This is a genomic window from Agrobacterium sp. ICMP 6402 (assembly GCF_009498615.1).
GTDB classification, from domain to species: domain Bacteria; phylum Pseudomonadota; class Alphaproteobacteria; order Rhizobiales; family Rhizobiaceae; genus Agrobacterium; species Agrobacterium burrii.
On record NZ_QSNV01000003.1, the window covers coordinates 214671 to 238080 of the forward strand.

The window sequence follows — 23410 nt, forward strand, 5'->3', positions numbered from 1 at the left end:
GGCTGCCGCAACGGCGCAAAGCTATGTCTGGCCCTTGAAGATATATTGACATAAACATATCTTTATGTGACTTGACGGCTTGCGTTCTTGCAAATCGAAATGAGGAGTGTGCCCGTGTTTGACAACCTGTTCGGTCCTGAAGGGGCAAAGCGCGACGGCGCGGAAATCTTGCAGGCGCTGCGAAAGGCCGCCAGCGAACGCATCCTCATTCTCGACGGCGCGATGGGCACACAGATCCAGGGTCTCGGTTTTGATGAAGACCATTTCCGGGGCGAGCGTTTTATCGGCTGCGCCTGTCACCAGCAGGGCAATAACGACCTTCTGATCCTGACCCAGCCTGACGCCATCGAAGAAATCCATTATCGCTACGCCATGGCAGGTGCGGATATTCTCGAAACCAACACGTTTTCGTCGACGCGCATCGCGCAGGCCGATTACGAGATGGAAAATGCCGTCTACGACCTCAACCGCGAGGGTGCCGCGATCGTTCGCCGTGCCGCCCAGCGTGCCGAGCGGGAAGACGGTCGCCGTCGTTTCGTCGCCGGTGCAATCGGCCCGACCAACCGCACGGCCTCGATTTCGCCTGACGTCAACAATCCAGGTTACCGCGCCGTCAGCTTCGACGATCTGCGCATCGCCTATGGCGAGCAGATCGACGGCCTGATCGACGGCGGTGCGGACATCATCCTCATCGAGACGATTTTCGATACGCTGAACGCCAAGGCGGCGATCTTCGCCTGCGAGGAGCGTTTCGAGGCCAAGGGCATCCGTCTGCCTGTCATGATCTCGGGCACGATCACCGACCTTTCCGGCCGCACGCTGTCCGGCCAGACGCCTTCGGCGTTCTGGAACTCGGTGCGCCACGCCAACCCTTTCACCATCGGCCTCAATTGCGCGCTGGGTGCGGATGCGATGCGTCCGCATTTGCAGGAATTGTCGGATGTCGCCGATACCTTCGTCTGCGCCTATCCCAATGCCGGCCTACCTAACGAATTCGGCCAGTACGACGAAACGCCCGAGATGATGGCGCGTCAGGTTGAGGGCTTCGTTCGCGACGGTCTCGTCAACATCGTCGGCGGTTGCTGCGGCTCGACGCCGGAGCATATCCGGGCGATTGCTCAGGCCGTGAAAGGCTACAAGCCGCGCGAAATTCCCGAGCACAAGCCGTTCATGTCGCTGTCGGGCCTCGAGCCTTTCGTGCTGACCAAGGACATTCCCTTCGTTAATGTCGGCGAACGCACCAACGTTACCGGCTCGGCCCGCTTCCGCAAGCTCATCACCGCCGGTGATTATACGGCGGCGCTGGCTGTCGCGCGCGATCAGGTGGAAAACGGCGCGCAGATCATCGACATCAACATGGATGAGGGCCTGATCGACTCCGAAAAGGCGATGGTCGAGTTCCTGAACCTCATCGCCGCCGAACCGGATATCGCCCGCGTGCCTGTCATGATCGACAGTTCGAAGTTCGAGATCATCGAGGCTGGCCTGAAATGCGTTCAGGGAAAATCGATCGTCAATTCGATTTCGCTGAAGGAAGGCGAGGAGAAGTTTCTCCAGCAGGCGCGGCTCGTCCACAATTACGGTGCGGCGGTTGTCGTCATGGCTTTCGACGAGACCGGGCAGGCCGATACCTATCAGCGCAAGATCGAGATTTGCGCGCGTGCCTACAAGCTCTTGACCGAAAAGGCGGGCCTGTCGCCGGAAGACATCATCTTCGATCCGAACGTCTTTGCGGTGGCGACGGGTATCGAGGAGCATAACAACTACGGCGTGGACTTCATCGAGGCCACCAAGACCATTCGCGAGACTATGCCGCTGACGCATATTTCCGGCGGCGTCTCCAACCTGTCCTTCTCCTTCCGCGGCAATGAGCCGGTGCGTGAGGCGATGCATGCCGTGTTCCTCTACCATGCCATTCAGGTCGGCATGGATATGGGCATCGTCAACGCCGGGCAGCTTGCAGTTTACGACAATATCGATGCGGAACTGCGCGAGGCCTGCGAAGACGTGGTGCTGAACCGTCGTGACGACGCGACCGAGCGCCTGCTCGAAGTGGCGGAGCGTTTTCGAGGCACGGGTGAAAAGCAGGCGAAGGTGCAGGATCTTTCCTGGCGTGAGCTGCCCGTCGAAAAGCGGCTGCAACATGCGCTGGTCAACGGCATTACCGAATATATCGAGGCTGATACCGAAGAGGCGCGCCAGCAGGCCGCCCGGCCGCTGCATGTCATCGAAGGGCCGCTGATGGCGGGCATGAACGTGGTCGGTGACCTGTTCGGTTCGGGCAAGATGTTCCTGCCGCAGGTGGTGAAATCCGCCCGCGTGATGAAGCAGGCGGTTGCCGTGCTTTTGCCTTACATGGAAGAGGAAAAGCGCCAGAATGGCGGCTCCGAGCGCAGTGCCGCCGGCAAGGTACTGATGGCGACCGTGAAGGGTGACGTGCACGATATCGGCAAGAACATCGTCGGCGTCGTGCTTGCCTGCAACAATTACGAGATCATCGATCTCGGCGTCATGGTGCCGACGACGAAAATCCTTGAGACGGCGATTGCGGAGAAGGTGGATGTGATCGGCCTCTCCGGTCTCATCACGCCGTCGCTGGATGAGATGGTGCATGTGGCGGCTGAAATGGAGCGGCAGGGTTTCGACATTCCGCTCTTGATCGGCGGCGCGACGACCAGCCGTGTGCATACGGCAGTGAAAATCCATCCGCGTTACGAGGCGGGGCAGGCGATCTATGTCACCGATGCCTCGCGCGCCGTGGGTGTCGTCTCAGCACTTCTTTCGGCCGAGCAGAAGCCCGCTTATATTGACGGCATCCGCGCCGAATATCAGAAGGTGGCGGAAGCCCATGCCCGCAATGAGCGCGAAAAGCAGCGCCTGCCGCTTTCCCGTGCCCGTGACAACGCGCACAAGATCGACTGGTCGAGCTACAGCGTCGTCAAACCGCAGTTCTTTGGCACCAGGGTGTTCGAGACCTATGATCTTGAAGAGCTTTCCCGTTACATCGACTGGACGCCGTTCTTCCAGGCCTGGGAATTGAAGGGCCGTTTCCCGGCCATTCTCGAAGACGAAAAGCAGGGTGAGGCGGCGCGGCAGCTTTATGCCGATGCGCAGGCGATGCTGGCGAAGATCATCGAGGAGAAGTGGTTCCGGCCGCGGGCGGTGATCGGCTTCTGGCCCGCCAATGCGGTGGGCGACGATATCAAGCTGTTCAACGATGAAAGCCGTAACGAAGAGCTGGCGACCTTCTTCACGCTGCGCCAGCAGCTTTCCAAGCGTGATGGACGCCCGAATGTGGCGCTGTCGGATTTCGTCGCGCCGGTCGATAGTGGCGTTGCCGATTATGTCGGTGGATTCGTGGTGACGGCGGGCATCGAGGAAGTGGCGATTGCCGAGCGCTTCGAGCGGGCCAATGACGATTATTCGTCCATTCTCGTCAAGGCGCTGGCCGACCGTTTCGCCGAGGCCTTTGCCGAGCGCATGCATGAGCGGGTGCGCAAGGAATTCTGGGGTTATGCGCCGGACGAGGCCTTTGCAGGCGATGAACTTATCGGCGAGGCCTATGCCGGTATCCGCCCGGCGCCCGGTTATCCGGCGCAGCCTGACCATACCGAAAAGAAGACGCTGTTTGCTCTGCTCGACGCCACCAATGCGGCGGGCGTGGAACTGACGGAAAGCTACGCCATGTGGCCGGGCTCTTCGGTCTCCGGCCTCTATATCGGCCATCCCGAGAGCTATTATTTCGGTGTCGCCAAGGTGGAGCGGGATCAGGTTCTCGACTATGCGCGCCGCAAGGATATGCCGGTCACGGAGGTGGAGCGCTGGCTCGGGCCGGTGCTCAACTACGTGCCGACAAATGGTGCAGAGGAAATCGACAGCGCGGCCTGATGTTCCGGGCGTGTTGCAATAAAAAAGCGCGGGTCCTGCCCGCGCTTTTTTTGTCTCGTCGTTGAGCTTACGACCTTAGCGCCGCCAGTTCCTCGATGCCGACATGGCTCTCGACCTCGCTGCCGCGCAGATAGAGGTAAAGGCCGATGCAGAAGGCGAGGACAGCGATGAACACCAGATACCAGGCATGCGCCATGGGATTGATGGCAAGTGCCGTGGTCACGCCAATCGGCGTCAGCCCACCGAAGATGGCATAGGAGACGTTATAGGCGAAGGAGAGGCCGGAGAAGCGGACTGATGCCGGGAAGGCGCGGACCATCACATAGGGCACGGCTCCCGCCATGCCGACCGAAAGGCCCATGACGCCGTAGAGAATGAACATGGTTTCAAGCGACGCGCCGGCATAGCTGTAGAAGGTGAAGGTGGCGATGCCAAAGAAGATGCTGGCCGCCATGAAGAAGATGCCGGAGCCGACACGGTCGATCAATGCGCCGGCGATGATGACGCCGAAAATCAGAAACAGCGTGCCGAAGCTGGTGCCGGCAAGCGCCTGCGTCGGGGTGTAGCCATAGAGCTTCTGCAGGAAGGTGGCCGTCATCAGCGTGGTCACCACGATGGCCGCCGACAGCACCCAGGTGAGCAGGGCGGAAATGATGACGCCGCGCATATGGTGCTTCAGCACCAGCCCGAGCGGCAGCTTGTCCGTCAGTGATTTCGATTTCTTCATCTCGTTGAAGATCGGCGTTTCTTCCAGCCACCGGCGCAGATAGACGGCGACCAAGCCGAAAATTCCGCCGAGCAGGAAGGGAATACGCCATGCATAACCGGCAACATCTTCCGGCGAAAAGAGCGAGTTTATGGCAAAGGCAATCAGCGATCCCAGCATGATGCCGAAGGAAAGGCCGGATGTCAGAAAGCCGCAGGCGAGCCCGACGCGGCGGAAAGGGACGTGTTCGGCAACGAAGGTCCAGGCCCCCGGCACTTCACCGCCGATGGCCGCACCCTGCAGCATGCGCAGGATGATGAGGAGGATTGGAGCGGCGACGCCGATGGTGGCATAGGTCGGCATGAGCGCCATGCCGAGGGTGGAGAGCGCCATCAGGAGGATAGAGAAGGCGAAAACCCGCTTGCGGCCATAACGGTCGCCATAATGCGCCAGAATGATGCCGCCGAGCGGTCGCACCAGATAACCGGCGGCAAAGATGCCGAAAGTCTGGATCATCACCAGCCAGTCCGGCATTTCCGGCGGAAAGAACAGGTGGCCGATGACGGTGGCGAAAAACACGAAAATGATGAAATCGTAAAATTCGAGCGCGCCGCCCAGGGCGGAAAGGCCGAGAGTTCTGTAATCCTGGCTGTTCAGGGGCCGGGCCGCTGCCGGTGTGCTGGTGGGAGACATAAGCCTGCTTCTTTTTCTAATTCACATGTTGCTAATGGGCATGCTGCAAGAGAAGCGGGATTTCAAGCCTTATCGGTCCCTAATCGCTCATGAATTTTGATGGACGATCGAGAAATCGCCTAAGAAATGAGATGTTCTCCAGCTCGTCATAGAGGCGCTCGGTTATACCGTCCTCATCGAAATAATAGATTGTCGCTTCGGGAATAGCCAAAAGCACGGGCGAATGGGTGGCGATGATCAGCTGCCCGCCGCTATCGGCGGCGTGACGGACGATGGCTGCAAGCTCCAGCTGTTTTTGCGGTGAGAGCGGGCTTTCCGGTTCGTCGAGGAAATAGAGGCCGGCGCCATGGACCCGCTGCTGCATGATGTCGAGAAAGCCTTCGCCATGCGACCGCCGATCGATGGTGTTGTTCCTGACGATCCTGCGAAAGGTCTCCGGGGTTTCTTCCGGAAAATCTTCGCCTTTTTGCAAGGCTTTTTCCCGCTCCCAGCGAAAATCGTCCAGCGTCTCCTCGTTCAGCCGGCGTATATAGCCAAGCACATCTTCCGCACGCATGAACATGCGGATCTTCGGATATTTCTTGCGGGCGAAATAGAAGGCTTTCGCCACTGTCTCGGCATGCTGAAGATAAAGATCACCCGAAACCTGGCCATGATTGCCGATGGCGTAGGCCGTCATTCCGGCCGCCAGTCCTTCCAGCAGCGTCGATTTACCGGAGCCGTTATTGCCGGCAAAAAAAGTGATCGGCGACTTGAATTCGAGGCGTTCCAGATGGCGCAGCGCCGGAACCGAGAAAGGATATTCATCCCGTCCGCCCGGGGTTTCTTTCATGGTTACGCTATCGAGAAACAGCATGTCACGGTCCTTGCATCTCATCCGTCATGTTCACCGACGTTGCGCTCTGTCGCATCATCGCGGCGCTATGCTCAAAGCAATTGCGTGCGATTGCGGCTTAACGTGGGGCGCTGTTCGCACCAATGGTTTACAGCGTTGGCGGAGATACGTCATGTCGCATCGTTAGAAATTCATTTTATTATAAATTAGTACAGCTAACTCTTAGTAATAAAGTGATATATATTAGATATACGCAATAAATGCCTTAAATTTAAGATGTTATCGTAAGTATAAACTTCAAATTAATTCAGTAATGCCAGTTGTCATCATTCTCGTTGTTATTGGAGAGGGTGAATGAAGCATATTGCGCTTTTTTCGGTCGCGATTCTATTTTCCGCGATATTCGTGAGCGAAGCTGAGGCGCGGAGGTCTCGGTTTTTCGCCGTCCCCGGATTTGGCGGCGGCGAGACCATCGATCTCGTTTATGATCTGCCGGACAACGGGCCTTTTCTTCGCGACGGGGAAGCATTCGACATTGGTTATCTCAACAGCGGGGATAGGAGCGGTTATGTACTGTATCGTGGCGAGCGGTACAGCAGGCTCAGTGATGCTGACATCGCCAGGCTGAAGGCGACGCTTGGTTTTGATCCGACGACAAAAGATCGCATGGAGCGGGCGGCAAGGGGCAGCGATGCTCCCTGGAACCTCGTGATTATCATAGCGGTCGCAATTATTGGTATCTTTGTGCTTGTTCACAAGGGCATGCAGATCGTGCGGTGGATTTCGCGATTGGCGACGACCTCCGCAGTCACGGGAAGTAAGCAGTACCAGGAGGAGGACGCCCCCGACCCGCTGGAAGTCCGCACGAAACAGCTGGTGAACCGTCAATGGAGCGATAGCCAGACGGATCACGCGACGCGTATCCCGGCAGCATCGTCGGTCCATGCGTCTGCCCCGGGAGCCGCTCCTGTCCGGGCGTTCGGGCGCAGGGGTGCCTGAACCGGACGCAATTCGCGAATCTAAGGTGGTTGCGGGTGCCTGCACTATTCGAAACGGTCGATGATGCTGATGCCGCTTTCCCTGAAACTGTCCATGGCGGGCAGGGCCGTGATGGCGTCGGAGAGGGTTATGTGGCGGCCGATCAGTTTTTCCGGTGCAAGTTTGCCGCTTTCGATCATGGCCAGCATGTCTTCGTAACGCCACGCCTGCATGCCGTGGCTGCCATAAATCTCTAGCTCGTGGGCGATGACCCGGGCCATGGGAATAGCGGGCATGGCGTGATCGGCCAACATGAGACCCACCTGCACATGGCGTCCGCGCCGCCGCAGGTTGCTGATGGAATTGCAGCAGGTCTGCGGATGGCCGAGCGCGTCGATTGACACATGCGCGCCGCCGCCCGCTACTTCGCGTACCGCTTCCGAAACATCGGCGACCGAGCGGCTGTTGATGGTGACCGTCGCGCCGAGCTGGCGGGCGAGTTCGAGCTTGTCTTCGGCAATATCGATGGCGACGACCTGCGCGCCGAGGCCAGCGCCGATCATGATGGCGGAGAGGCCGACGCCGCCGCAGCCATGCACCGCCAGCCATTCGCCACCCTTCAGACGTCCCTGATCGGTCACGGCGCGGAAGGAGGTGGCGAAACGGCAGCCGAGACCGGCGGCGGTGGCATAGCTCATCGATTCCGGCAGATGCACGAGATTCTGGTCGGCATAATCGATGGCGACATATTCGGCGAAGGAACCCCAATGGGTGAAGCCCGGCTGGAACTGCGTTTCGCAGACCTGCTGATTACCGGAGCGGCACTCATGGCAATGACCGCAGCCGGAAACGAAGGGGACCGTGACACGGTCGCCTGCCCGAAAGCGGGTGACGTTTTTTCCGACCGCGGCGATGACGCCAGCGAATTCGTGGCCGGGAACATGCGGCAGGCGGATATCCGTGTCATGCCCCATCCAGCCGTGCCAGTCGCTGCGGCAGAGGCCTGTCGCTTTCACCTCGATGACCACGCCACCATCGGTTGGCTCCGGATCGGGCAGGGATGCGACGACAGGGGTCTCGCCGAATCGTTCGTAGAAAAGCGCGCGCATCATGGCCTCTTATCGCTGGTATGCAGGTTCGAATTTAATACCTGCTCTAGCGTCTTCCACCGATGGAGAAAAGCGATTTAGTCCTTGATGACCATCAGATCGCCCGCTGCGAATTTGAGCGTTACCTGTTCGCCAAGGGCGGGTGGCGCGGTGCCGGGATCGTTAAACATGTCGAAAGACAGGGTCGAGCCGCCGAGATCAAGACGGGTTCGGATGACCGACCCGAGGAACTGGCTGGAGGTGACGAGGCCGGAAATGGCGACATCACCTTTGGCATCGCTGCCGAGCGCGCCTGCTTCCGGGCGCAATGCGAGGGTGATTTTTTCACCGTTCGCAGCTTCGACCGGTTTGTGCAGTGTCACGTTTTGCTCTCCGACACGAATGGTGTTGGTCGAGGAGTCAATGACGGTCGCATCGATGAGGTTCAGCGTGCCGACGAAGGAGGCGACGAAACGGGTCGCGGGCTTGTTGTAGATATCGAAGGGCGTGCCGATCTGGTCGGCGCGGCCAGAATTCATCACGACGATACGGTCGGAGATCGACAGGGCTTCTTCCTGATCGTGGGTCACGAAAATGGTGGTGATGCCGAGTTTCTGTTGAATCTGGCGGATTTCCTCGCGCAGCGATACGCGGATCTTGGCATCGAGCGCCGAGAGCGGTTCATCCAGAAGAAGCACTTCCGGTTTTGGTGCCAGAGCGCGGGCAAGCGCCACGCGCTGCTGCTGGCCACCCGACATCTGGTAGGGATAACGGTCGGCCAGATGTTCCAGATGGATAAGCTGGAGCATTTCCTTCACGCGGGCGTCGATCTCGGCTTTCGGCTTGCCGGCGACTTTCAGGCCGAAGGCGACGTTCTCGTAGACATTCATGTTCGGAAACAGCGCATAGGCCTGAAACACCATGCCGATATTGCGCTGGTTAGGCCTGCGTGTCGTCTGGTCCTTGCCGTTGATGACGATCGATCCGCCGGTCGGGATTTCGAAGCCGGCGATCATGCGCAGCACGGTGGTCTTGCCGCAGCCCGATGGTCCGAGAAAGGAGACGAATTCGCCCTTTTCGATGGCCATGTCGAAGTCATGCACGACCTGCACGGAACCGAAGGATTTCTTGATGTTGCTAAGTGTCAAAAAGCTCATGAAAATCTGTCCTCAGGCCTTGGGAGGCGCGCCCTTCTGGTAGCGTGAAACGAGTTGGATCAGACCCAGGCAACCCCAGGTGATGCCGAAGGAAATCACGGCAAGCGCTGCCGGTTCATAGGCGCGGTTGGCGCCGAGCAGCTGCATGTAGGGGCCGAAGGCCGGGCGGTTCAAAAGGGCTGCCATGGTGAATTCACCGATGACGATGGCGAAGGTCAAAAACGCACCTGACAGCACGGCGACCAGAACATTGGGCAGGATGATGCGCGACAGGATGGTCGTCCAGCCGGCCCCAAGGCTTTGCGCTGCTTCCGTCAACGTCGAGACATCGATGGTTCTGAGACCGGTATCGACGGCACGGTACATATAGGGCAAAGCGAGCGTCGCATAACCGAACATCAAAAGCAGGTTGGTGCCGAAGGTCGTGCCGGTCAGCGGCAGCCAGCTGGAGGTGTTGTAAAGCCGGATGTAACCAAAGACGATGACGATGGCCGGGATGACCAGCGGCAAAAGCGTGATGAATTCGATATAGGGCCGCAGGCCGGGTAGTTTCAGCCGCACCCAATAGGCGGTGGGCACGACAAGCAGAACACCGAAAACGATGGTGAACAGCGCCATCACCACCGAATAGCTGAAGGTCTCCTGAAAACGCGGATCGCTGAGCACCTTGCCATAGGCGTCGAAGGAATATTCGCCGCGCCGCATCTTCAGCGAAAAGTTGGTCATGCCGATCAGCGGCAGGGCGAAATAGAGCAGGCCGAAGATTAGCGCGCCCCAGGCGAAGAACTTCTTCATTTCAGCCACCTTTCGCTGCGGGCGCGCAGCCAGATGTAAAGCGCATTGGCAATGCCTGTCACGACGATCATGCCGAAGGCGAGCGCGTAACCAAGGTGCGGATTGCCGAGAACGTCGCCGCGGATCTGCGCGAAGAGCAGGATTGGCACGATGTTGAGCGAGGAGCCGGTGAGCGCGATTGCGGTGGCCACCGCGCCGAAAGCATTGGCGAACAGCAGCGACATGGTGCCGAGCAGCGACGGCAGCAGGATGGGGAATGCCACCATGCGCCAATATTGAAAGCCGGTTGCGCCGAGAATTTCCGCCGCTTCGCGCCATTCGCGCTTCAGGCCGTCCAGCGCTGGTGTGATGATGAGGATCATCAGCGGAATCTGGAAGAACAGATAGGTGACCGTCAGGCCCCAGAAGGACAGGATGTTGAAGCCGAGCAGCCGAAGATCGATGCCTATCTGCGTCTTCAGGAAGACGGTAAGCAGGCCAACCGGGCCGAGGGTGGCGATGAAGGCAAAGGCGAGTGGCACGCCCGCAAATTGCGAGGCGACGCCGGAAAAGGTCAGAAGCGGCCCACGAATGCGCTGCGGCAGGCCACCGAGCACGACGGCGGCGGCGACGCCAAAGCCGATCAGGCAGCCGAGGGCCGCCGAAGCGAGGCTGATCTTGATTGAAATCCAGTAGGCCGAGAGGATGGACGGGGTGAAAAGCCCGGCAATGTTTTCCAATGTCAGGCTGCCATCGGCATCCTGAAACGCGCCGATGACGATCTTCATCGTCGGCATGATCAGAAACAGCATGACAAAAACGGCAAAAGGTAAGACGCCTATCCAGTGCAACGGCAACTTTCTGCCCGCGTCGGATGGTCCGCCGGTGTTGGTTGATGGCATGCGTTGTCCCCAAACGCCGTTTTCGAACGGTCTGTCTATTAAGGTATTTATTATAAGAGAAACACCCCGGCCTTTGATCAGCCGGGGTGCGTTTTCAACAATTTACTTCACGTTCGCGCCGACGACGCTATCCCAGCCGGCCGTAACCGCGGCCTTGTTGGCATCAACTTCCTCGAGCGTCGGGAAGATCGCCTTTTCATAGGCTGCTGCCGGCGGCAGGCTGTCGATCAGTTCCTGCGGAACCTTGCCGGCCTTGACCATGGCGTTGAAGCGGATCGGGTGGCAATAACCCTTCAGCCAGCCGAGCTGACCGTCGTCGGAATAGAGGTGTTCCATCCAGAGCTTGGCAGCATTCGGATGCGGCGCGTAAGCGGAGATGCCCTGCACGTAGACGCCAGCCAGAACGCCCTTCTCGGGAACGACGACTTCCGTCGGCGGGTTGTCGTTCAGCGTCTTCTTCCAGGACAGTGCGTTGTAGTCCCAGGCGACGATGATCGGGGTTGCGCCCTGTGCCAGTGTGCCGGCCTTGCCGATAACAGGCAGGAAGTTACCGGCCTTGTTGAGGTCGGCGAAGTACTTCAGGCCAGCTTCACCGGCTTCCTTGCCGGATTTCGCACCGGTGGAAAGACCAGCGGCGAGAACGCCGAGGATGGCCTGGTTGGAGGCGCGCGGATCGCCGGCAAGAGCGACCTGACCGGAATATTCCGGCTTCAGCAGGTCGGCCCAGTCCTTCGGCGTGTTCTTGACGAGGTCCTTGTTCACGAACATCGACATCACGCCGTAATAGTCGCCGTACCAGTAACCGTCGGCATCCTTGACGTTATCAGGGATTTCGCTCCAGGTGGAGACTTTGTAAGGCTGCAGCAGGCCTTCGGCCTTCATCTGCGGGCCGAAAGCGAGACCGACGTCGACGACGTCAGGAGCCTGCGGGCCTTTGTTGTCCTTGTTCGCCTTGACTGCTTCCACTTCGTCGGCGGAGCCGGCGTCGGGGTTCAGTTCGTTGACGGTGATTTCCGGGTACTTCGCCTTGAAGGCGGCGATGACGTCGCCGTAACCACACCAGTCGTGCGGCAGCGCGACGGTGGTCAGCATGCCTTCCTTCTTGGCGGCAGCGATTAGTTCGGCGCTCGGTTCAGCGGCAGCGATGGCGGTGGAGGCGATGACCAGTGCGGTGGTCGTAGCGAGCAGTCGGCGGCAGTGAGAGATCACTTTTTTCTCCTCTTCGTGTTCTCATATTGCGGACGCTGATACGGATTCTAGATGAAGCTAATGTGACGGCCGGATTGCAATTTATTTATCCGGATTCCGTCACTTTACGCCCGTTTTCCGCCATTATCAGGCTTTTTGCCTGCAATTGCGGGAGTTGTCCGTTGTCGTCCGTTTGGCAGGATACGTTCCCCAGCTTGGTGTTTTCCCCTGTTTTATCGTGCTGGTAGCGATCACAGGTATCCAATCAGCGAGTGGCATCCGCGTCAAGTCGTATGCCGGCTACGCAACTCAAGTCCGATCTGGTCGGCGGAACAGACGTGTCTGCTCGAACAGGCCCTCCAGCGCGTTCATGCGCTGCTTCGTTTCATCCCAGGTGCCGCTCTGCACCGCTTCGATCAGCGCTTCGACCACAAACAGCGTGACGACCGAGGAATCCCACGCCGAGGGCGCCTCGATCCTGACGCGGAAAATGTGCAGCGCGTGGCGCGCCACAGGTGATGTCCATTGGTCGGTGAAGAGAATGATCTGCACGCCGTTTGCTTTCGCGACCTCGGCGAGCGTCGTCATATCGTGTTCGTAACGGCGGATATCGAAGATCACCAGCACGTCGCCGGCGCTCATATTCAGCATATATTGCGGCCAGGCGCTGGAGTTCGACGACATCAGCGTCGTTTTCGGCCGGATCACCTGCATATGGGTGAAGAAATATTCGGCAATCGCGCCAGTGATACGGCCACCGACGAAATAGATGCTGCGTTTGCGGTCGGAAAGCAGTGCCGCGGCATTGTCGAAGACGGCGGTGTCGAGGTCGCTCAGCGTATCGCGCAGATTGCCGGTGATGGCATCGGCGAAGCGGTTGAGAATATGCAGGCCTGGCGCATTGGTGGCCCAGCGGTCATGTTTGGCGACCGGGCCGGAGATCGTCGCTTCCAGTTCCTGATGGATATGCGCCTGAAATTCCGGGTAGCCTTTATAGCCGAGCTTCTGGACCATGCGCGCCACGGTCGGCGTCGAGACGCCGGCATTTTCGGCAATCGTGGTGATGCTGCCCAGACCCGAGACGGGGTAGTTGCCAAGCAGGCTCTCCGCCAGCCGTTTTTCCGAACGGGTCAGCGCATCGTAGTGGCCATGAATGACATCCGACACGGTTGCGGTCGAGCTGCGCAAATTTTTCCCCTTCCGGTCTTTTTGCCGGTGTGCTGGCTCAAATAAACATCTCAGTCAGCTATCGAGTCAATGGAAAAAATGAAGAGAAAATTTCAAAATTCCATTTGACACTGGCATTAATGTGAAGAATTCTTTTCGGCATTGGCGGGATAGCGGGTTTCGGAGCGGATGCTTGCATGACGGTGCGTTCACGGTTTTTCACGGAAGCAGAGGGGCAGGCTGTCGGTGTCGAGAACGCCGGGGCCAGTGGTGACGTCCTGCTTGTCTGCGAACACGCCTCCGCGACCATTCCGCAAAAACTGGGGACGCTCGGTCTTTCGCCGGAGGTGCTGGCAAGCCATGCGGCCTGGGACCCCGGCGCGCTCGCCGTTGCCCGGTTGCTGTCGCAAACCATGGATGCCACGCTCGTTTACCAGCGGTTCTCGCGGCTGGTCTATGATTGCAACCGCCCGCCCGAATCACCTTCCGCCATGCCGGTGAAGAGCGAGATTTACGATATTCCCGGTAATTTCGAGCTTGGCGAGGCGGAGCGTTATGCCCGCACGTCGGCGCTCTACGTGCCATTTCACGACCGGGTGAGCCAGATTATCGCCGAGCGGCAGGCCGCCGGGCGCAAGGTGGTGGTGGTGACGGTTCACAGTTTCACGCCGGTCTATCACGGTAAATTCCGCCCGGTGCAGATCGGCATTCTGCACGATACCGATAGTCGCCTAGCCGACGCGATGCTGGCGGGTGCGCAAGGATCGGCGCTGACGATCAACCGCAACGATCCTTACGGCCCGGAAGACGGCGTAACGCATACGCTCAGGCTACATGCGCTGCCGGACGGGCTTTTGAACGTCATGATCGAGATCCGCAACGATCTTGTCACCAATGAAGGGGAGCACGCGGCCATCGCCGGTTTCCTCCACGAGCTTATGGGGAAGGCGCTCTCATCAATCGATGAGTGAGGGAGCAAAGGGCTGGCCGATGGTGAAAACACCGGGGCCGGCCGTCAAAACGAGACTGCCGACATTCAAGGAAAGCCGGAAAGGCATGAAGCGGCAAGGGAACAGCAAGTGCGTGCGGCACAGCGCGGAAACATTCCGCAAGTGCTGAAAACTGGGGCACAATCGGCCAATAATGGCTGACTGGCTTGTTTTTTTCTTATTCAGGAGAGAAGGGCATGGACAGTTCATCATCAGGCGTCAGCTATAAGAAGGCTGATGCATCCTATTTCGAAAAACGCGGACTATCCCGTTATGCGGGCGTGTGGTCGCTCTGGGCGCTCGGCGTCGGTGCGGTTATCTCAGGGCATTTTTCCGGATGGAATTTCGGTTTCTCCACCGGCGGCTGGGGCGGCATGCTGGTGGCGGGCATCATCATCGCCATCATGTATCTCGGGCTGACATTTTCGATCGCGGAAATGAGCCCGGCCTTGCCGCATACGGGTGCGGCCTATTCCTTCGCCCGCACCGCGATGGGTCCCTGGGGCGGCTTCGTCACCGGACTTTGCGAGAATGTCGAATATGTACTGACGCCGGCGGTCATCGTGACCTTCATCACGGCCTATATGAATTCCATTCTAGGGCTCGATCCGGCCTATTCACCCTTTGTGTGGATAGGTTTCTATGTGATCTTCCTTGCTCTCAACGTTTTCGGGCTGGAGCTTTCCTTCAAGGTGACGCTGGTCATCACGCTGATTTCGCTCGGCGTTCTGGTGTTCTTCTGGATCAGCGCCATTCCGAACATGGATTTCTCACGTTATGCGCTGAATATCGGCGTCGGTCCTGACGGCAAGGCGGTGGAGTTGCCGGAGGGCGGCGGTTCGTTCTTCCCCTTCGGTTTTTCGGGCGTTCTCGCCACGCTGCCTTTCGCGGTCTGGCTGTTCCTCGCCATCGAACAGTTGCCGCTGGCGGCGGAAGAATCGGTCGATCCGAAACGCGATATGCCGAAGGGCATCATTCTGGGCGTCATCACGCTGATGGTTTCGGCCTTCATGATCGTGTTGCTCAACCCGTCCCTGCCGGGCGTTGGCGCCTTCCATCTCAGCTCGTCGCTTGAACCGCTGCTGGATGGCTTCAAGGCGATCTATGGCGATGGCGGCGTGGTGCTGCTCGGTCTCGTGGCGCTGACGGGTCTGATCGCCAGCTTCCATACGATCCTCTATGCGCAGGGCCGGCAGATCTATTCGCTGTCGCGTGCGGGCTATTTCCCGACCGTGCTGTCGATTACCCATCGGAAATACCGCACACCCTTCGTCGCTAACATTGCCGGCGCGCTTGTCGGTCTTGCGGTCATGCTGGTCATCTGGTTCTCGCTGGGTGCGGAAGAGGGCGGCAGCATCATCGGCAGCGTGCTTTTGAACATGGCCGTATTTGGTGCGATGTTCTCCTATATCCTGCAGGCGATTTCCTTCATCCTGCTTCGGAAAAACCTGCCGCATATCGAGCGGCCTTTCCGCTCGCCCTTCGGCATTCCGGGCGCGGTGCTGACCATCATCATCGCCATCGTCACGCTGCTTTATCAGATCCAGGATCCGAACTTCAGCAAGGGCGTGCTTTGGGTAGCGGTGTGGTTTGCCGTGGCGATCGCCTATTTCGCCTTTATCGGGCGCCATCGCCTCATCCTGTCGCCGGAAGAGGAATTCGCACTGGAGCACAAGCAGGCTGCCATGGCAGCGGCGGCTGCAAAGGCCTGATACTCAAACAAACGGGCGGCCGCATCCGGCCGCCCGGCCAGGACAATAGAGGGAACGGACAAAATGACGAGCTATACATTCGACGCGCTTAAGATGGATGTCGCCGAGGGGCGCATCGACACGGTTCTGGCCTGCCTTGTCGACATGCAGGGGCGTCTGATGGGCAAGCGATTCCAGGCGGAGTTCTTCGTCGAAAGCGCCTATGAGGAAACCCATAGCTGTAACTACGTGCTTGCCACCGACATGGAGATGGAAACCGTTCCCGGCTACAAATCCTCCAGTTGGGAAAAGGGTTATGGCGACTATGTACTGAAACCCGACCTTTCGACGCTGCGGCGCGTGCCGTGGCTGGAAGGCACGGCGCTGGTGCTGTGTGATGTGCTTGACCATCACACCCATGAAGAAGTGCCACATTCGCCGCGCGCGCTTCTGAAAAAGCAGGTGGCGCGGCTGGAGGCCATGGGATTGAAAGCCTTTATGGCGACCGAACTGGAGTTTTTCCTGTTCGACCAGACTTTCGATGCAGCGCGCGTCAGCGGCTACAAGGACCTCAACCTCGCCAGCGGCTATAACGAGGATTACCACATCTTCCAGACGACCAAGGAAGAGGACGTCATGCGCGCGCTGCGTAAGGGCCTGCAGGGTGCGGGAATTCCGGTCGAAAATTCCAAGGGCGAGGCGTCCCCCGGTCAGGCGGAAATCAACGTGCGTTATGCCGAGGCGCTGACCATGGCTGACCGGCACGCCATCATCAAGAACGCCACCAAGGAGATCGCCTGGTCCAAGGGCAAGGCGGTGACGTTCCTTGCCAAGTGGAACTATAACGCCGCCGGCAGTTCCTCGCATATTCACCAGTCGCTATGGAGCCTCGACGGCAAGAATCCGGCGTTTCTGGACAAGGACGCCAAGCATGGCATGTCGGAGTTGATGCGGCATTATGTTGCCGGGCTTCTCGCCCATGCCAGTGAGATCACCTATTTCCTGGCGCCCTACATCAATTCCTACAAGCGGTTCATGGCCGGCACGTTTGCGCCCACCAAGGCGATCTGGAGCCTTGACAACCGCACGGCGGGATATCGCCTGTGCGGCGAAGGCACCAAGGGCATCCGTATCGAATGCCGTGTCGGCGGATCCGATCTCAATCCTTATCTCGCCATGGCCGCTCTTCTCGCGGCGGGCATTGACGGCATCGAAAATAAACTCGAACTTGAGCCCGCTTTTGTCGGCGACGCCTATGGCGGCAATGGCGTGCGCGAGATACCCAAGACATTGCGCGACGCCACCGCCTTTCTGGACGGATCGAAAATGCTTCGCAGCGCCTTCGGCGACGACGTGATCGATCACTACGTCCATGCCGGACGGTGGGAACAGGAAGAATACGACCGCCGCGTGACCGACTGGGAAGTGGCGCGCGGTTTCGAACGAGCCTAATCATTACGGGAAAACATCATGACCATGATCCAGAATATCTCGCCCATCGATGGCTCGGTTTATGCCGAGCGGGAGGCGATGTCGCTGGAGGCGGCGCGGGCCGCCGTTTCGAAAGCGCGCAAGGCGCAGAAAGACTGGGCTCGACGTCCGCTTGAGGACCGGGTTCAGCTGGTTCTGAAGGGTGTGGCGCGTCTCAATGAGATGGTCGCCGAAGTGGTGCCGGAACTGGCGCATATGATGGGCCGGCCGGTTCGTTACGGCGGCGAGTTCAAGGGATTCAACGAGCGCTCCAATTATGTCGCGTCGATTGCGGCCGATGCGCTGGCGCCGCTCGTCATCGAGGAAAGCGGAAATTTCGAACGCCGCATCGAGCGCGAGGCGCATGGTGTGGTCTTCGTCATCGCGCCGTGGAACTACCCTTACATGACGGCGATCAACACCGTCGCGCCCGCTTTGATGGCTGGCAATACGGTGGTCATCAAACATGCGGCGCAGACGTTGCTGGTGGGCGAGCGGATGGTGAGGGCTTTCGTCGAGGCTGGCGTGCCTGACGATGTCTTCATCAATGTATTCCTCGACCATGGCACGACCTCGGCGCTGATTTCCGAGGGCCTGTTCAACTTCGTCAATTTCACCGGCTCGGTGGAAGGCGGCCGTGCCATCGAACGCGCAGCTGCCGGCACCTTCACCGGTCTCGGGCTTGAGCTTGGCGGCAAGGACCCCGGTTACGTGATGGAGGATGCCGATCTCGACGCCGCCGTCGATACGCTGATGGACGGCGGCACCTATAATTCCGGGCAATGCTGCTGCGGTATCGAGCGTATCTACGTCAACGAAAACCTCTATGACGAATTCGTCGAGAAGTCGGTGGCGTGGGTTTCGAACTACAAGCTCGGCAATCCGCTAGAACAGGAAACGACGCTTGGGCCGATGGCCAACAAGCGCTTTGCCAAGGTGGTGCGGGCGCAGATGGCTGATGCTGTTTCGAAGGGTGCGAAGGCGCTGGTTGATCCGAAGCTGTTCTCTGCCGATGACGGTGAAAGCGCTTATGTCGCGCCGCAGATCCTCGTCAATGTCGATCATTCCATGGAATTCATGACCGAAGAGACTTTCGGTCCTGCCATCGGCATCATGAAGGTCAAGAACGACGATGAAGCCATCGCGCTGATGAATGACAGCAAATACGGCCTCACCGCTTCGCTGTGGACGCAGGATGCGGCGCGGGCTGCGCGGATCGGTCGCGAGATCGAAACCGGCACCGTGTTCATGAACCGCGCGGATTATCTCGATCCGGCGCTTTGCTGGACCGGTGTGAAGGAAACCGGCCGTGGCGGTTCGCTCTCCGTGCTTGGTTTCCAGAACCTGACCCGTCCGAAATCCTACCATTTGAAGAAAGTCACGAAATGAATATCGTCGCCAACTGGAGCTACCCCACCGCCGTCAAGCTTGGCCGTGGCCGGATCAAGGAACTGGCGGAAGCCTGCAAGACGCTTGGTATCAAGAAGCCGCTTCTCGTGACGGATCGCGGCCTTGCCAATATGGCGATCACCGCGCATGCGCTCGACGTGCTGGAAGAGGCAGGCCTCGGCCGGGCGATCTTCGCCGATGTCGATCCGAACCCCAATGAGATCAACATGGAAGCGGGCGTGAAAGCCTATCGCGATGGCGGCCATGACGGCGTCGTCGCCTTCGGCGGCGGCTCTGGTCTCGATCTCGGCAAGACCATCGCCTTCATGGCCGGACAGACGCGTCCGGTCTGGGATTTCGAGGATATCGGCGACTGGTGGACACGGGCGGACGCTTCCAAGATCGCGCCGATCGTCGCCGTGCCGACGACGGCGGGTACCGGCTCGGAAGTCGGCCGCGCCAGCGTCATCACCAATTCGCAGACCCATGTGAAGAAGATCATCTTCCATCCGAAGCTCTTGCCGGGCGTCGTCATCTGCGATCCGGAGCTGACGGTCGGCATGCCGAAGGTCATCACGGCCGGCACGGGAATGGATGCCTTCGCCCATTGCCTCGAAGCCTATTCGTCGCCCTTCTTCCATCCGATGAGCGCTGGTGTAGCGCTGGAGGGCCTGCGTCTCGTCAAGGAATTCCTGCCGCGCGCCTATAAGGACGGCACGGATATTGAAGCGCGCACCAATATGATGGCAGCGGCAGCGATGGGGGCGGTGGCTTTCCAGAAGGGTCTCGGGGCCATTCACTCGCTCTCGCATCCGATCGGCGCGGTCTACAACACCCATCACGGCATGACCAATGCCGTCGTCATGCCAGCGGTGCTGCGTTTCAACCGTCCGGCCATTGAAGACAAGATTGCCCGCGCAGCCGCCTATCTCGGCATCTCCGGTGGTTTCGACGGCTTCTATGACTACGTGCTGGAACTTCGCAAGGAACTCAACGTGCCTGAAAATCTCACCGCCATGGGCATCAAGCCGGACCGTATCGATGAACTGGCGGCGGAAGCGATCAAGGATCCTAGCTGCGGCGGCAATCCGGTGCCGATGACGCTGGAAAATACCAAGGCGCTTTTTGAGGCTTGCTTTTAAGGGGTGGGCAGAGTGACCGCGAGATTCTCACTTTTTTCGTCACTGATCGCGGTGGCGTTGTTGGGGTCGCCCGTCGTTACGCAGGCTGCTTCTTTTAAGGAACTTTCAGGGCAGGGCTACAAAGTTGGAGCCCTCTCGAGCAACAAGGCGGGAATTCGAGGCTGGAACCTGTCTAAAGGTTCTGACCGCTATTTTTGCGAGATGCGCGCGACCATGGCCTATTCCGGAAAGAATGGCATGGTGTCCTTCACCAGTGCCGGGCGCATGATTTCGCTTGATCGCAATACCGTTGAGAAAAAGTTGGGCGGTTCGCTGAATCTGCCCAAATATGAAGATCTTAAAGCCGGCCGGTTGCGGGCGGACGATGTGGGTTCCTGCCGTAAGCTGATGTAATCCACTGAACTGGAGAAGCCCGCGACGACCCGGTCGCGGGCTTTTCGTTGCGGTCCAAAACGATCTTAGCTTTTTCTTAACCATGTTCGTTAAGGTTATGGAAAGCACCATGAATTGCTTCGGTGCGTGAATGAGCATGAAACGGCTCTGACCAACAGGGGGTATCATGTCAGTCATCACTTTCGCCAATACCAAGGGCGGTGCCGGAAAAACCACGGCCGTGCTGCTTCTGGCAACCGAACTGGCCCGCAGCGGCCACCGCGTGACGGTTCTGGATGCCGATCCGCAATTGTGGATTTCCCGCTGGCACGAATTATCAGGCGAGATCGAAAATCTTTCGGTGATTTCGCATGTGACCATGGCGTCGCTCGAGGGCCATATCCGCGAGAATAAAAGCAGCACCGACTGTTTCATCATCGATCTGCCGGGGGCGAAAAATCCGCTTCTGACCATGGCGCTCGGTATTTCCGACCATGTACTGATCCCGGTTCAGGGCTGCGCCATGGATGCGCGCGGCGCTGCCGAAGTCCTTGATCACATCGAATTCCTGAACCGCAAGATGGGCAAGGAGATTGCCCATTCCATCGTGCTGACGCGGGTGAACGCCATGGTGGCGACGCGTTCGCTACTGCTCGTCAAAATGCTGCTGGCCGAGAAAAATGTCTCGGTTCTCAGCACGCCGATTGTCGAGAGAGCGGCCTATCGCGATATTTTCGATCTTGGCGGCACGCTTCTCTGTCTCGATAAGAACAAGGTGAGCAACATCGACAAGGCGGTGGAGAATGCCAAGGCATTCGCGGGTGAAGTGCTCGGCCTGCTGCCGAAACGCCTGTCGCGGCTCGGCACACCACCCGCGCGCCTTTTCACCCGCAAGGCTGCCTGAAACACTGCTTTCGACATTCGATCCGTCTGCGGCGTTCATCGCCGCAGAGGCGGGATGATGTTCCAGACGATCGACTGCCGTTCGGCTCGCTCAAGTGCAGTCGCGGCTTTTCCTGTCAGCTTCATTATTTGCTTGATTTGGAAATGATCGTTTCCTATATTCCGGTCATGAGCAATATCAGCCACAACCAGTCCGAGGAACAGCGCCATCGCGGCAGGCCGCGTGAGTTCGATATTGACCGCGCGCTCGATGGTGCGATCCGGGTTTTTTCCAGGCGCGGTTATCACGCCACCTCTGTGGGTGACCTTACCGATGCGATGGATCTGGCGCAGGGCAGTCTTTACAAGGCCTTCAAGGACAAGAAGGCTGTCTTCATCGCCACGATGGAGCGCTACAGGATCGTGCAGACCGAGCGTTTCGAGGCAGCGGTGGCCGGTTACGATACCGGTCGCGAACGCCTGCGGGCAGGGTTGATGTTCTATGCGGAACGGTCGCATGGCGGTGCCGGCTCTGATGGATGTCTGGTTGTCGGTGCTGCTGCCGATCTGGCGGCGCTGGATGACGACATCGCCGCCGTGGTCGAACGGGCCGTGAAGGTGAGGGAGCGGATTGTCGCCCGCCTCGTTGCCGAGGGGCAGAAGGATGGTTCGGTGCATTCGAAGGTCGATCCCGATGATCTCGCCCGCGCAATGCTGTGCATGATGTATGGCATGCGCGTGGTGGGAAAGACGGGGCGCAGCCTCAAGGACATGGTGGCCGTGGTGGATATCGCCATGAAGCTTGCCGAGTGAATTTATGTCGATTTAGGAAACGTTTGTTTCCATATTGGAGAACATGATGACGACGCGTGTAATTGAAGGGGAGGATGTTGATGCAACATCTCTTTCTCCGGCTTTGACTTTTCTGCTGGCGACAGCCTGTGGGCTGATTGCCGCCAATCTTTATTATGCCCAGCCGCTTGCCGGCATCATCGGGGCGGAACTTGGTCTTTCCGCCGGCGCGACCGGGCTGATCGTGACCCTGACGCAGATCGGTTATGGCGTCGGCCTGCTATTCGTCGTACCGCTCGGTGATCTCATCGAAAATCGCAAACTGGTCGTCAGTGCCGTTTCCATGGCGGTACTGTCGCTGGTGGCGGCGGCATTCGCGCCGCATGCGGCCCCGTTTCTGATCGCGGCCTTTCTGGTTGGCGTCAGTTCCGTGGCGGTGCAGGTCATCGTTCCCTATGCCGCGCATATGGCGCCGCACGCCATTCGCGGACGGGTGGTCGGCAACGTCATGAGTGGGCTTATGGCCGGCATCATGCTGGCGCGTCCGGTCTCCAGCCTGTTGTCGGAAGTGGTGTCGTGGCGTGGTGTCTTCCTGACCTCGGCGGGCGTTATGACGATCCTCGCTGTCGTGCTCTTCCGGCTTTTGCCTGCTCGTATGCCTGAGGCAAGACTGGGTTATGGCGCGTTGATGGCCTCGATGGGCAGACTGGCCATGCATACGCCCCTCCTGCGGCGGCGGGCAATCTATCACGCCTTCCTGTTTGCCGCGTTCAGCCTGTTCTGGACCACGACGCCGCTTTATCTGAGCGGGCCGCATTTCAATCTCAGCCAGGGCGAGATCGCGCTGTTTGCGCTCGCTGGAGCGGCGGGCACCGTTGCCGCGCCGATTGCCGGGCGCATGGCCGACCGAGGCTGGACCTATGCGGCCACATTCCTTGCACTGGTGGCGGTGGCGCTCTCCTTCGCCGTCACACATCTTGCGCCCGAAGGCTCGCATCTGGCACTCGCCATTCTGGTCGTTGCCGCCATCGTTCTCGATTTCGGTGTTACCACCAATCTGGTGCTCGGCCAGCGGGCGATCTTCACGCTCGGTGCGGAATTCCGCAGCCGTCTCAATGGCATCTATATGGCGACGTTTTTTATGGGTGGAGCGATCGGCTCTGCGGTCGGCGGTTGGGCCTATGCTGTGGGTGAATGGGGTGCAGCCTCGTGGATCGGCTTTGCGTTGCCGGTGGCGGCTCTGCTTTACTTCCTGACGGAAAAGCGCGGATAAAACTTTCTCAACGAAAAAAAGCCCGGAGGACCAC

The 23410-nt window shown here is 59.0% G+C and carries 19 protein-coding genes; 11 read left to right on the forward strand and 8 right to left on the reverse strand.

Annotation, left to right across the window (positions count from 1 at the left end; genetic code table 11):
• Positions 1-114: 114 nt before the first annotated feature.
• Complete coding sequence (metH, locus tag DXT96_RS12205; RefSeq protein ID WP_371418849.1) at positions 115-3888, forward strand: methionine synthase; 3774 nt, start codon at positions 115-117, stop codon at positions 3886-3888.
• Positions 3889-3955: 67 nt separating this feature from the next.
• Here the strand turns inward: metH and DXT96_RS12210 are convergent, their stop codons facing one another.
• Together DXT96_RS12210 and DXT96_RS12215 are read right to left on the reverse strand one after the other, a co-directional pair.
• Positions 3956-5287, reverse strand: coding sequence for an MFS transporter (locus DXT96_RS12210; RefSeq protein ID WP_153515019.1), 1332 nt, complete (start codon positions 5285-5287; stop codon positions 3956-3958).
• A gap of 79 nt (positions 5288-5366) precedes the next feature.
• On the reverse strand, positions 5367-6143 hold the full coding sequence (locus DXT96_RS12215; protein WP_153515020.1) for an AAA family ATPase: 777 nt from the start codon (positions 6141-6143) through the stop codon (positions 5367-5369).
• A 333-nt stretch (positions 6144-6476) separates the two neighbouring features.
• Between DXT96_RS12215 and DXT96_RS12220 the strand changes: the two genes are divergently transcribed.
• Positions 6477-7121, forward strand: coding sequence for a hypothetical protein (locus DXT96_RS12220; protein WP_153515021.1), 645 nt, complete (start codon positions 6477-6479; stop codon positions 7119-7121).
• 44 nt (positions 7122-7165) lie between these two features.
• Here the strand turns inward: DXT96_RS12220 and DXT96_RS12225 are convergent, their stop codons facing one another.
• The 6 genes from DXT96_RS12225 to DXT96_RS12255 all read right to left on the reverse strand — a co-directional run bounded on the left by DXT96_RS12225 (position 7166) and on the right by DXT96_RS12255 (position 13397).
• The gene (locus DXT96_RS12225) at positions 7166-8209 is read right to left on the reverse strand and encodes a zinc-dependent alcohol dehydrogenase family protein (protein WP_153515127.1); all 1044 of its coding nucleotides are present in this window, start codon (positions 8207-8209) and stop codon (positions 7166-7168) included.
• A 77-nt stretch (positions 8210-8286) separates the two neighbouring features.
• A complete protein-coding gene (locus DXT96_RS12230) occupies positions 8287-9345 on the reverse strand; it encodes an ABC transporter ATP-binding protein (RefSeq protein ID WP_153515022.1) in 1059 nt (352 codons plus the stop codon).
• A gap of 12 nt (positions 9346-9357) precedes the next feature.
• Positions 9358-10140, reverse strand: a complete 783-nt coding sequence (locus tag DXT96_RS12235) for an iron ABC transporter permease (RefSeq protein WP_149900139.1) — start codon at positions 10138-10140, stop codon at positions 9358-9360.
• Positions 10137-11021 (reverse strand): ABC transporter permease subunit, encoded by an 885-nt coding sequence (locus DXT96_RS12240; RefSeq protein ID WP_149900140.1) that lies wholly within the window; start codon positions 11019-11021, stop codon positions 10137-10139. Before DXT96_RS12240 ends, DXT96_RS12235 begins: the two co-directional genes overlap by 4 nt.
• Before the next feature lie 102 nt (positions 11022-11123).
• A complete protein-coding gene (locus DXT96_RS12245) occupies positions 11124-12230 on the reverse strand; it encodes an ABC transporter substrate-binding protein (protein ID WP_149900141.1) in 1107 nt (368 codons plus the stop codon).
• 288 nt (positions 12231-12518) lie between these two features.
• Positions 12519-13397, reverse strand: a complete 879-nt coding sequence (locus tag DXT96_RS12255; protein WP_149900142.1) for a MurR/RpiR family transcriptional regulator — start codon at positions 13395-13397, stop codon at positions 12519-12521.
• Between the two features lie 176 nt (positions 13398-13573).
• Here DXT96_RS12255 and DXT96_RS12260 point away from each other — a divergent pair, with 176 nt between their 5' ends.
• From DXT96_RS12260 to DXT96_RS12300, 9 genes are all read left to right on the forward strand, one after another.
• Positions 13574-14347 (forward strand): N-formylglutamate amidohydrolase, encoded by a 774-nt coding sequence (locus DXT96_RS12260; protein ID WP_153515023.1) that lies wholly within the window; start codon positions 13574-13576, stop codon positions 14345-14347.
• A gap of 215 nt (positions 14348-14562) precedes the next feature.
• On the forward strand, positions 14563-16077 hold the full coding sequence (locus DXT96_RS12265) for an amino acid permease (protein ID WP_153515024.1): 1515 nt from the start codon (positions 14563-14565) through the stop codon (positions 16075-16077).
• Positions 16078-16140: 63 nt separating this feature from the next.
• Complete coding sequence (locus DXT96_RS12270; protein WP_153515025.1) at positions 16141-17508, forward strand: glutamine synthetase family protein; 1368 nt, start codon at positions 16141-16143, stop codon at positions 17506-17508.
• Between the two features lie 18 nt (positions 17509-17526).
• Positions 17527-18915, forward strand: a complete 1389-nt coding sequence (locus DXT96_RS12275; RefSeq protein ID WP_153515026.1) for an aldehyde dehydrogenase family protein — start codon at positions 17527-17529, stop codon at positions 18913-18915.
• A complete protein-coding gene (locus DXT96_RS12280; RefSeq protein WP_153515027.1) occupies positions 18912-20057 on the forward strand; it encodes an iron-containing alcohol dehydrogenase in 1146 nt (381 codons plus the stop codon). The genes DXT96_RS12275 and DXT96_RS12280 overlap by 4 nt, the downstream gene beginning before the upstream one ends.
• A gap of 12 nt (positions 20058-20069) precedes the next feature.
• The gene (locus tag DXT96_RS12285; RefSeq protein ID WP_371418850.1) at positions 20070-20450 is read left to right on the forward strand and encodes a hypothetical protein; all 381 of its coding nucleotides are present in this window, start codon (positions 20070-20072) and stop codon (positions 20448-20450) included.
• A gap of 166 nt (positions 20451-20616) precedes the next feature.
• Positions 20617-21333: a ParA family protein gene (locus tag DXT96_RS12290; protein WP_153515028.1), complete on the forward strand. Its 717-nt coding sequence runs from the start codon at positions 20617-20619 to the stop codon at positions 21331-21333.
• A 143-nt stretch (positions 21334-21476) separates the two neighbouring features.
• A complete protein-coding gene (locus DXT96_RS12295) occupies positions 21477-22124 on the forward strand; it encodes a TetR/AcrR family transcriptional regulator (RefSeq protein WP_153515029.1) in 648 nt (215 codons plus the stop codon).
• A gap of 46 nt (positions 22125-22170) precedes the next feature.
• Positions 22171-23376, forward strand: coding sequence for an MFS transporter (locus tag DXT96_RS12300; RefSeq protein ID WP_194287626.1), 1206 nt, complete (start codon positions 22171-22173; stop codon positions 23374-23376).
• The last annotated feature ends 34 nt before the right edge of the window (positions 23377-23410 follow it).